Raw genomic sequence first — 10,838 nt, 5'->3', positions numbered from 1 at the left:
CCCTGCTCCGTCTGAACGTGGAGGCCCGTGACGAGGCCACCCTGGCCAAGATCCGCGACGAGGCCCTCGCTCTCATCCGCGCCTGACGCAGTCCCCCCGGGGCGCAGGCCCCGGGGCCCGGTCCGACCCGGGCCCCACGACACCGCACCGGCGGTGACTCGGCGGTACGCTGACCTCGCCCCACCCACATGCCCGAAGGGAATCGCCCCATGCCGCTCGAAGCCGGCCTCCTGCAGATCCTCGCCTGCCCCGCCTGCCACTCGCCCCTCGAGGACAAGTCGGCCGACGAGACGGCCCCCGAGCTGATCTGCACCGGCCAGGACTGCGGCCTCGCGTACCCGGTCCGTGACGGCATCCCGGTGCTCCTCGTGGACGAGGCCCGCCGCCCCGCCTGACGAGGCACCGGGTACGCACACGCTGAGACCGATTCCGCCACCCTGGATCCGTCAACACCGCCGGAGGCCGCCATGCTCGACGAGTCGCTCCTCGACGCACCGGACGATCTCGCCCGCGTCGACCGCCGGGGCCTGCTCCGCGGTGCGGCCGAGGCCGGAGCCAGAGTCCGTACCGCCGCCCGGCACGCGACCGAGGCCGGCCTCGCCGAGCTGCGCCCCGACGGCCGCCCGCGCTCCGTCCTGATCGCCGGACCCGGCACCGCCGCCACGGGCGTCGCCGACCTGCTCGGCGCCCTCGCGGGGGCCTCCGCGCCCGTGATCCGGCTGGAGCCCACCGGCGTCGCCCACGCCGCCGGTGCGCTGCGCTGGGTCCTGCCCGGCTGGGCCGGGTCCGTCGACCTGCTGCTCCTCGCGACCACCGACGGCACCGAGCCCGGGCTCGCCGTCCTCGCCGAGCAGGCGTACCGCCGCGGCTGCACCGTCGTCGCCGTCGCCCCCGAACGCTCACCGCTGAGCGAGGCGGTGGACGGCGCGCACGGGTTCCTCGTACCGATGGCCAAGGCTCCGTACCCGGAGTACGACGAGTCCGCCGCAGCCGGACCCGGCGCCCTGTGGGCCCTGCTGACGCCCCTGCTGCTGCTCCTCGACCGGGTCGGCCTGATCACCGCGACCCCGGGCACCCTCCAGCTCGTCGCCGACCGGCTCGACCGTACGGCCGAACGCTGCGGGCCCGCCATCGCCACCTACACCAACCCGGCCAAGACCCTCGCCGCCGAGCTGGCGGACTCCCTCCCGCTCATCTGGAGCGAGGGAACCGGCGCCGCCCCCGCGGGCCGCCGGTTCGCCGCCACCCTCGCCGAGCTCGCCGGCCGCCCCGCGCTCGCCGCCGTGCTTCCCGAGGCGCTGCCCGCCCACGGCGTCCTGCTCGCCGGATCCTTCGCCGCGGGCGCCGACCCCGACGACTTCTTCCGTGACCGGGTCGAAGAGCCCCAGGCCCTTCGCGCCCGCATCGTCCTGCTGCGTGACCGGCCGGCCGGCGGCCTCACCGCCGCCCCCGCCGCCCGCGAGCTCGCCCACAGCCACGACACGGCCATCAGCGAGCTCGAACCGGAGGAGGGCGTCGAGCTGGAGCAGCTCGCCGAACTCCTCGCCGTCACGGATTTCGCCACCGCCTACCTGGCGTTGGCTTCCGGGGGACACAGCTGAGGCGCACAAGTACCCAGCTCTATCCAGGAAGACGACGATGGACCGCCTGACGAACACGATCCGCCCCTACGCCTGGGGATCCACCACGGCCATCCCCACGCTCCTCGGTGTCGAACCCACCGGTGAGCCCCAGGCCGAGATGTGGATGGGAGCCCACCCGGGCGCCCCCTCCCGCCTCGACCGCGGCGCGGGCGAGAGGGCGCTCTCGGAGGTCATCGCCGCCGACCCCGAGGGCGAGCTGGGCGCCGCCACCGTCGCCAAGTTCGGCCCCCGGCTGCCCTTCCTGTTCAAGATCCTCGCCGCCGGCGCCCCGCTCTCCCTCCAGGTCCACCCCGACCTGGCCCAGGCCCGGGCGGGGTTCGACGACGAGGAGCGCCGCGGGGTCCCGATCGACGCGGACCACCGCAACTACAAGGACCCCAACCACAAGCCCGAAATGATCTGCGCGCTCACCGCGTTCGACGGGCTGTGCGGCTTCCGCCCGCCGCTGGAGGCCGCGGCACTCCTCGCGGGCCTGGACGTGGACAGCCTCAAGCCGTACGTCGACCTGCTGCGCGCCCACCCCGAAGAGGCGGCGCTGCGCGAGATGCTGACCGCCGTACTCACCGCGGACCGCGCCGAGATGGCCCACACCGTGAACGAGGTCGCCGCGGCCGTCACGCGCCTCGGAGGCCCGTACACCCCGTACGCCACCCTGGTCCACCACTTCCCGGGAGACGCGGGCGTCATCGCGGCCATGCTGCTCAACCACGTACGACTCCAGCCCGGCGAGGCGATGTTCCTCGGCGCCGGCGTCCCGCACGCCTACATCGACGGCCTCGGCGTCGAGTTGCTGGCCAACTCGGACAATGTGCTGCGTGCCGGGCTCACCCCCAAACACGTGGACGTGCCCGAACTGCTGAAGATCGCGAAGTTCGAGCCGGGCGACCCGAACCTGCTGCGCCCGGAGGGCGACGGCGAGGAGGTCTACGAGACCCCCATCGACGAGTTCCGGCTCTCCCGCTTCCTGCTCGCACCCGGCGGCGCCTCCCGCGTGCTCCCGCACGAGACCCCGCAGATCCTGCTCTGTACGGCGGGCTCCCCGCAGGCCGGTGAACTGGCCCTCCGTCCTGGCGAGTCGGTCTTCGTGCCGGCGGGCGAAAAGGTCGAACTATCCGGAAGCGGGACGGTATTCCGCGCCACCGTGGTGGTCTGACGTAGCGTCCGTCCCATCGGCTGCAACAATGTGCGGCCGGTAGTCAGTGGCTAGGAAGGACACCCTGCACCCATGAGCGCGTCGGGCGGTACCAAGGCGATCGTGGCGGCACTCGCCGCCAACCTCGCCATCGCTGTAGCCAAATTCGTGGCATTCCTCTTCAGCGGCTCCTCGTCGATGCTCGCGGAAAGCGTCCACTCGCTGGCCGACTCCGGGAACCAGGGGCTGCTGCTCCTCGGCGGCAAGAAGGCCAAGCGCGAGGCGACGCCGCAGCACCCCTTCGGGTACGGGCGCGAGCGCTACATCTACGCCTTCCTCGTCTCCATCGTGCTCTTCACCGTCGGTGGCATGTTCGCCATCTACGAGGGCATCGAGAAGATCAACCACCCGCACCCGATCGAAGCCTGGTACTGGCCCGTCGGCGTCCTCCTCTTCGCGATCATCGCCGAGTCCTTCTCCTTCCGCACCGCGATCAAGGAGTCGAACGAGATCCGCGGCAACCAGACCTGGACCCAGTTCGTCCGGCGGGCCAAGGCCCCCGAACTGCCCGTCGTCCTCCTGGAGGACCTCGGCGCGCTCGTCGGCCTGGTGCTGGCGCTCGGCGGTGTCGGCCTGGCCCTGGCCACCGGCAACGGCGTCTGGGACGGCATCGGCACCCTGTGCATCGGTGTCCTGCTCATCGCCATCGCCATCGTGCTGGCCGCCGAGACCAAGTCGCTGCTGCTCGGCGAGGCAGCCGGCATCGAGGACGTGGAGAAGATCAAGGCGGCGGTGGTCGACGGGGACGTCGTCACCCGCCTGATCCACATGCGCACCCTGCACCTGGGCCCGGAGGAGCTGCTGGTCGCCGCCAAGATCGCGGTCGAGGGCCACGACAGCGCGACAGAGGTGGCCGACGCGATCAACGCCGCCGAGGCCCGCATCCGCGCGGCGGTCCCGATCGCCCGGGTGATCTACCTGGAGCCGGACATCTACCGCCCCGAGGCCGCCAAGTAGCCCGTACGAAGCCGAAGGCCCCCGCGAGCAGCAGCCCGCGGGGGCCTTCGGCTTCCGCTCGGGCCTCTCCCGCTTCGCCGACCGGACGCGGCCGGCGGATCCCGCTCAGCGGATCTCGCTCAGCACCTCCAGGATCGCCGCCTCGTCCGGAGCGGACCGGAGCCGCTCCCGGAATCCGGTGTCCATCAACTTGCGCGACAGCAGCGCCAGGATCCGCAGGTGCTCGTCGCCGGCCGAGGCCTCCGGCACCGAGATCATGAAGACCAGCCGGGCCTTCGTCCCGTCCGGCGCACCCCACTCGATGCCCGCGTCGGACCGGGCGAAGCCCACGGTCGGGCGGATCACCGCGTCCGTCTTGGCGTGCGGGATGGCGATCGACTCCCCGAGGCCGGTCGTGCCCTGGGCCTCCCGGGCGAGGGCGACCCGTACGAGCTCGTCGACGTCCCGGACGTTGCCGGTACCGGCCAGCATCCCGGCCATCTCGCGGATCGCCGCCTCCTTGGAGTCCGCGGCCAGCTCCGTCCGGACGGTCCGCTCGGTCAGGTACCCGGAGAGCACCTCGGGCGCCCCGGCCCCGGCCCCGCCCGTGCCTCCGGTCCCGGTCCCGGTCCCGGCGAGGGCCGGCTCGGGGGCGGGCACCTTCGGCCCGGCCGCGCCCTCCCCGCGCAGCTTGAGGCCGATCAGTGCGTTGGTCGTCAGGGCGGTGACGACCGTGCCGGCCGCGATCGCGACGAAGAACATCGCGACACCGCCGACCGCGCCGAACACCGAGACGATCGGACCGCCGTGCGGCACCGAGTTCTCCACCCCAGCCAGCCCCGCGATCGCACCGGCCACCGCGCCGCCGAGCATGTTCGCGGGGATGACCTGCGCCGGCCGTGCCGCGGCGAACGGAATGGCGCCTTCGGAGATCCCGAAGAAGCCCATGAACAGGGCGGCGATGCCCGTTTCCCGTTCCTGCTCGCTGTAGGTCCTGCGGCGCAGCAGCGTCGCCAGGCCCTGGCCGAGCGGCATGACCGGGATCGCGGCGGCGGCCATGCCCATGACCACGTTGTTGGTGCCGATGAGGCCCACCGAGACGAGGAAGGCCGTCTTGTTGACCGGGCCGCCCATGTCGAAGGCGATCATCAGGCCGATGACGACGCCGAGCACGACCGCGCTGGAGCCGGTCATCCCGTTCAGCCAGTCGGTCAGGTGCATGAAGACCCAGGAGATGGGCCGGCCGATCACGTAGACGTAGAGGAGGCCGAGGGTGAGCGTCGACACGATCGGGATCACGATGATCGGCATGATCGGCCGGGCGAACTTCGGGACCTCGACCTTCTTGATCCACACGACCAGATAGCCCGCGAGGAAACCGGTCGCGATCGCGCCCAGGAAGCCCGCGTTGGCTTCCGCCCCGTAGATGTTCACCGCGTCGGCGGCCAGGAAACCGCCGATCATGCCCGGCACGAGGGCGGGCCGGTCGCCGAGGGCGTAGGCGATGTAGCCCGAGAAGACCGGCAGCATCAGCGTGAAGCCGAGGCCGCCCAGGGCGTTCACGTAGAACCAGAAGGAGTCCGGGTCGAACTCGATCCCCTTGGACGTGGTGTGCCCGCCGAGCGCGATCGAGACGGCGAGCAGCAGACCGCCCACCACCACGAAGGGGATCATGTGCGAGACGCCGTTCATCAGTGCCTTGTACGCGGCGCTGCGCTCCCGGCCCCCACCGCCGCTCCCGCCCCCGGCACCCCCGCCGCCGCCCGTCGTACCCGTCGAGCTCTGCACGGGGGCGCTCCGTACGCCCGCGATCAGCTCCTCCGGCCGGTGGATGCCGTCGGCGACTCCGGTGGACAGCACCCGCTTGCCCGCGAAGCGCTCGCGGTCGACTTCCTTGTCGGCGGCGATGATGATGCCGTCCGCCTCTCTGACATCGTTGTCAGAGAGCACGTTCTCCGCCCCGATGGAGCCCTGGGTCTCCACCTTCAGGTCGACCCCGAGGCGGTCGGCGGCCTGCTGGAGCTTCTCCGCGGCCATGTAGGTGTGAGCGATCCCCGTGGGGCACGCCGTGACGGCGAGCAGCCTCGGGCGTCCCCGCCCGCTCGCGCCCGCGCCCCCGCCCCCGTCCACGGAAGGGTCTGCCGCAGGGTCTGCCGAAGGGTCTGCCGGACTGGTCACTGCGCTCTCCTTCGTGCCACGGGTTCCTGCCGGATCGCGCACGAGTTCCCGTTCCACCGGCATCCTCCCGCGCGTGAACGGTGATCAAAAGTCCGAAAGGCGCAGAAAGTGCCGGTCGGACGTCCTGACGTCACCACACAGCTTCTTCCTCGTCTGACTGGGGCTCACTCCGCCGATCGGTGTAGATTCGTGCTCAGTGTCAGACGTCGCTGCTGATGGCGGGTCGGGCGGTCTTGCGACCGGCCGAGGGGAGAGAGGACCCCCGACGGACTGTGCTCGGTGTCCCGTCCCCAGGACGGCGCACGGCTCAGCCGTACCCACCCTCTCGAACCATGAGGAGCAGCACCCATGGACTTCAAGGTCGCAGACCTCTCCCTTGCCGCGTTCGGCCGCAAGGAGATCACCCTGGCCGAGCACGAGATGCCGGGCCTGATGTCGATCCGCGCGGAGTACGCGCAGACCCAGCCGCTGGCCGGGGCCCGGATCACCGGCTCGCTGCACATGACCGTGCAGACGGCCGTGCTCATCGAGACCCTCGTCGCCCTCGGCGCCGACGTCCGCTGGGCCTCCTGCAACATCTTCTCCACCCAGGACCACGCGGCCGCCGCCATCGCGGTGGGCCCGAACGGCACCCCGGAGAACCCGCAGGGCGTTCCCGTCTTCGCCTGGAAGGGCGAGACGCTGGAGGAGTACTGGTGGTGCACCGAGCAGGCGCTGACCTGGCCGAACACCCCCACCGGCGGCCCGAACATGATCCTCGACGACGGTGGTGACGCCACCCTCCTCGTCCACAAGGGCGTCGAGTTCGAGAAGGCCGGCTCCGCCCCGGACCCGTCGACGGCGGACTCCGAGGAGTACGCCCACATCCTCACGCTCCTCAACCGCACCCTCGGCGAGGCCCCGCAGAAGTGGACGCAGCTCGCGTCCGAGATCCGCGGTGTGACGGAGGAGACCACGACCGGTGTCCACCGTCTGTACGAGATGATGTCCGAGGGCAGCCTGCTGTTCCCTGCGATCAACGTGAACGACGCCGTGACCAAGTCGAAGTTCGACAACAAGTACGGCTGCCGCCACTCGCTGATCGACGGCATCAACCGGGCCACCGACGTCCTGATCGGCGGCAAGGTCGCGGTCGTCTTCGGTTACGGCGACGTCGGCAAGGGCTGCGCGGAGTCGCTGCGCGGCCAGGGTGCGCGTGTCATCGTCACGGAGATCGACCCGATCTGCGCGCTGCAGGCGGCGATGGACGGGTACCAGGTCGCCACCCTGGACGACGTGGTGGAGACGGCCGACATCTTCATCACGACGACGGGGAACAAGGACATCATCATGGCCTCGGACATGGCCAAGATGAAGCACCAGGCGATCGTGGGCAACATCGGTCACTTCGACAACGAGATCGACATGGCCGGTCTTGCGAAGATCGAGGGCATCGTCAAGGACGAGGTCAAGCCGCAGGTCCACACGTGGAAGTTCCCCGACGGCAAGGTCCTGATCGTGCTGTCGGAGGGCCGTCTGCTGAACCTGGGCAACGCGACCGGTCACCCGTCGTTCGTGATGTCGAACTCGTTCGCGGACCAGACGCTGGCCCAGATCGAGCTGTTCACCAAGCCGGAGGAGTACCCGACCGAGGTCTACGTGCTTCCCAAGCACCTGGACGAGAAGGTCGCGCGTCTGCACCTGGACGCCCTCGGTGTCCGCCTCACCACCCTCCGCCCGGAGCAGGCCGCGTACATCGGCGTCCAGGTCGAGGGCCCGTACAAGCCGGACCACTACCGCTACTGATCAACCCCTGATCAGCCTCTGATCAGCGGCAGCAGTACGTGAAGCAGGCCCCCGGCATCCGTGCCGGGGGCCTGCCCCGTATCCCTCGATCCCAAGAAGAGTGCGCACCATGCCCCGCGGCCGCTACTCGCTCCACGACCCGCACGACCACACCCCGCTCGGCGAGGAGCATTTCCACTGCGCCCCCGGGCCCTCCGGCTGGCGCTACGTCTCCCAGCTCACCGGACCGGACGGCGACCACCGCGGTTCCGTCGACCTGGCGATCGACGAGCTGGGCCGTCCCATCCGCATGGAGGTCAACGCCGCGAGCTGGCAGGTGCGCGGCGCCGCCATCGACGGCGTCACCTGGGTCCGTACCGACCCGACGGGCACCGAGGCCTCCGAGGGCAACATCGCCGCCCCCGGCTTCACCGGCACCTCCCCGGCCTTCCTGGTCGCCACGTCCCGCCTGCTGCGCCTGACCCCCGGCGCCCCCGCCACCCGGGTCCGGCTCCTCGCCCTCACCGACCCGGTCCTGGCACCCCGTACGGTCGACCAGGCCTGGGCCCTGCGGGCCCGCGAGGAGCACCCCACGGACAGCGGCCCGCTGCTGGTGGACGAGTACCAGGTCAGCGCCCTGGACACGGGCGAGGTCCACACGATCCACATCGCCGGGGACGTGGTCCTCTCGGCCCCCGGCATCGAACTCGAACACCTGGAGACACCGCCCTCGGCCTTCGAGGAGCAGTGACCCCTCAGGCGGGCGGCGCGAACCCGCCGGCGCGCGGAGCCTCTACGGGCGCCGCCGGAGCGGCGGGTGCCGCGGGCGCCGCGGGTGCGGGAGGCACGTAGGCGACGGGAGCCGGCATCGGCGCGGGCGCGAACCCGGGGCCGGGGGCGAACGCAGCCGACGGCCGCAAGGCCCGGGCGGCATCCCGCGACTGCCGCTCGTGCACCACGGCCATCAGGAACGCGGCAGCCGGCACCCCCGCCGGCGGCGGAGTGCCGGTACGCGCCACCAGATCGTCCGCCAGCCGCACGGCCATCGCGGCACCCACCTGCGGATCCAGCTGGTTCATCCGCGTCAGGTACTGGCGGATCGCCAGCCACAGCCCGTCCGGCACCGCGGACAGGTCCAACCCGCTGAACCGTCCCGCCAGCCACGGAGGCGGCGGAGGCACCGGCATCACCCGCGCTCCCGGCACCCGCTCCCGGACCACCAGCGTCCCCGCGAACACGTCCCCGAGCCGCCGCCCCCGCGCCGACACCAGCGAGGCGATGCACGCGATCGAGCCGAAGGTCAGGATCAGCTCCACGATCCCCATCGCCCCGCGCACCAGAGCGTGCCGGAACCGGATCGGCCCGCCGTCGTCCCGCACGACCCGCAGCCCGCAGGCGAGCTTGCCGAGCGAACGGCCGTGCGACAGCGTCTCCACCGCGATCGGAATCCCCACCAGCAACAGCAGGAAGCCGGCCACCCCCACGGCGGCCCGGGCGGCCTCGTCCAGCGAAGCGGTCGCCATCGTCAGCCCGACGGAGATGAGCACGTATCCGGTGACGTACACGGCCAGGTCCAGGAGGATCGCCAGCCCACGGCTCGGCAGCCGCGCCGGCCTCAACCCCAGGACGACAGCGTCCCCCGTCACCAGATCGCTCACCACAGCACCTCTCATGTGACCTGCCCCCGCCCCTACGGCATCCAGTCTGCCAAGCTGACCACACTAGGAATAGGCAATGGCCAGGGGACCTGGGACAGGGGAGCGGCAACCGGATGGATCTCGACGTCTTCGTGACCGCACACCGTGCGGAGTGGGACCGCCTGGAGCAGCTCCTGGGCCGCGGCCGCAAGCTCACCGGCGAGGAGGCCGACGAGCTCGTCGCGCTCTACCAGCGCACCTCCACCCACCTCTCCCAGATCCAGACCAGCGCCCCCGATCCCCTGCTCACGGGCCGGCTGACCCAGCTGGTCGCCCGCGCCCGCGCCACGGTGACGGGCACCCGCCGGGCCGGCTGGCGCGACGCCGCCCTGTTCTTCACGGTCGGCTTCCCGGCCGCGGTCTACCGCAGCCGCCGCTGGTGGATACCGACGGCCCTGCTCTCCACGGCCGTCGGCGTGCTCATCGGCTGGTGGATAGCCACCCACCCGGAGGTCCAGGGCGCCATCGCAGCCCCTGAGGACCTGAAGGCGCTCACGCAGCCGGGCGGCGAGTACGAGACGTACTACTCCAGCCATCCCGCGGGCTCCTTCGCCGCCCAGGTCTGGACGAACAACGCCCAGGCGGCCGCGATCTGCCTGGTCCTGGGCGCGTTCCTGGGGATACCCGTGCTCTGGATCCTCTTCCTGAACATGGCCAACCTCGGCGTCGGCATCGGCCTCATGGCCTCCGCCGGCCGCCTCGACGTCTTCCTGGGCCTGATCCTCCCGCACGGCCTGCTCGAACTGACGGCGGTCTTCGTGGCCGCGGGCATGGGCCTGCGCCTGGGCTGGACGGTCATCGACCCGGGCCCCCGCACCCGCCGCACGGCCCTCGCGGAACAGGGCCGCACGGCCCTCGGCATGGCCATCGGCCTGGCCGTCGTCCTCTTCGTCTCGGGCCTGATCGAGGGCTTCGTGACCCCCTCTGGCCTGCCCACCTGGGCCCGGATCACGATCGGCGTCGCAGCGGAGGTCGCCTTCCTGCTCTACGTCTTCGTCCTGGGCGGCAGGGCCGCCCGCGCCGGCGAGGTGGGCGACGTGGAAGCCGCCGACCAGACGGCGACGCTCCCGACCGCGGCCTGATGTGCGTACAAGCCTGTCGAGCTGCTAGTCTCCTCGTCGTCCCGCGAAGACTGTTGACACAGAGCGCGCGGGGAGGTAGATTCGAACGGTTGCCTCGAACTGGACAAGTTCGGCAGCGATGGTTTAAACTCTCTCTCGCCCCCAATGCGGAATTGAATTCCAGTGGGGCACAATCGACTCCGCATTCAGGAAGCCGAAGCCGGGAAATCCGGTGGAAAACTTCTGATAGAGTCGGAACCGCCGGAAAGGGAAAGCGCGAAAGCGAATACCTGGAAAGCACCGAGGAAGTCGGACACGAAAGAGTCTGATAGAGTCGGAAACGCAAGAACAGAACGAAAGCCCGGAG

The 10,838-nt window shown here is 71.2% G+C and carries 9 protein-coding genes; 7 read left to right on the top strand and 2 right to left on the bottom strand.

Annotation, left to right across the window (positions count from 1 at the left end):
* The first annotated feature begins 209 nt into the window (after window positions 1-209).
* The 4 genes from ACGFZK_RS37195 (at window position 210) to ACGFZK_RS37180 (ending at window position 3,792) form a co-directional block, all read left to right on the top strand.
* Window positions 210-395, top strand: a complete 186-nt coding sequence (locus ACGFZK_RS37195; RefSeq protein WP_030015246.1) for a Trm112 family protein — start codon at window positions 210-212, stop codon at window positions 393-395.
* Between the two features lie 72 nt (window positions 396-467).
* Window positions 468-1,601, top strand: coding sequence for an SIS domain-containing protein (locus ACGFZK_RS37190; protein ID WP_393853258.1), 1,134 nt, complete (start codon window positions 468-470; stop codon window positions 1,599-1,601).
* Between the two features lie 37 nt (window positions 1,602-1,638).
* Window positions 1,639-2,796 (top strand): mannose-6-phosphate isomerase, class I, encoded by a 1,158-nt coding sequence (gene manA, locus ACGFZK_RS37185; protein ID WP_393853257.1) that lies wholly within the window; start codon window positions 1,639-1,641, stop codon window positions 2,794-2,796.
* Between the two features lie 72 nt (window positions 2,797-2,868).
* The gene (locus tag ACGFZK_RS37180) at window positions 2,869-3,792 is read left to right on the top strand and encodes a cation diffusion facilitator family transporter (protein ID WP_393853256.1); all 924 of its coding nucleotides are present in this window, start codon (window positions 2,869-2,871) and stop codon (window positions 3,790-3,792) included.
* Between the two features lie 105 nt (window positions 3,793-3,897).
* On the opposite strand, the gene ACGFZK_RS37175 is transcribed toward ACGFZK_RS37180, so the two are convergent.
* Window positions 3,898-5,949, bottom strand: a complete 2,052-nt coding sequence (locus ACGFZK_RS37175; protein WP_393853255.1) for a fructose-specific PTS transporter subunit EIIC — start codon at window positions 5,947-5,949, stop codon at window positions 3,898-3,900.
* 348 nt (window positions 5,950-6,297) lie between these two features.
* Here ACGFZK_RS37175 and ahcY point away from each other — a divergent pair, with 348 nt between their 5' ends.
* Both ahcY and ACGFZK_RS37165 read left to right on the top strand, forming a co-directional pair.
* The gene (ahcY, locus tag ACGFZK_RS37170) at window positions 6,298-7,734 is read left to right on the top strand and encodes an adenosylhomocysteinase (RefSeq protein WP_393853254.1); all 1,437 of its coding nucleotides are present in this window, start codon (window positions 6,298-6,300) and stop codon (window positions 7,732-7,734) included.
* 109 nt (window positions 7,735-7,843) lie between these two features.
* Window positions 7,844-8,464, top strand: coding sequence for a hypothetical protein (locus ACGFZK_RS37165; protein ID WP_393853259.1), 621 nt, complete (start codon window positions 7,844-7,846; stop codon window positions 8,462-8,464).
* 4 nt (window positions 8,465-8,468) lie between these two features.
* Here ACGFZK_RS37165 and ACGFZK_RS37160 read toward each other — a convergent pair whose 3' ends face one another.
* Window positions 8,469-9,371, bottom strand: coding sequence for an RDD family protein (locus tag ACGFZK_RS37160; protein WP_393853253.1), 903 nt, complete (start codon window positions 9,369-9,371; stop codon window positions 8,469-8,471).
* A 113-nt stretch (window positions 9,372-9,484) separates the two neighbouring features.
* On the opposite strand from ACGFZK_RS37160, the gene ACGFZK_RS37155 reads away from it, so the two are divergent.
* Complete coding sequence (locus ACGFZK_RS37155; RefSeq protein WP_393853252.1) at window positions 9,485-10,492, top strand: stage II sporulation protein M; 1,008 nt, start codon at window positions 9,485-9,487, stop codon at window positions 10,490-10,492.
* The last annotated feature ends 346 nt before the right edge of the window (window positions 10,493-10,838 follow it).

Source organism: Streptomyces sp. NPDC048257, assembly GCF_043201855.1.
GTDB lineage: Bacteria > Actinomycetota > Actinomycetes > Streptomycetales > Streptomycetaceae > Streptomyces.
Note: the sequence above shows the minus strand (reverse complement) of the source record. Positions and strands in the feature narration are given on the sequence as shown.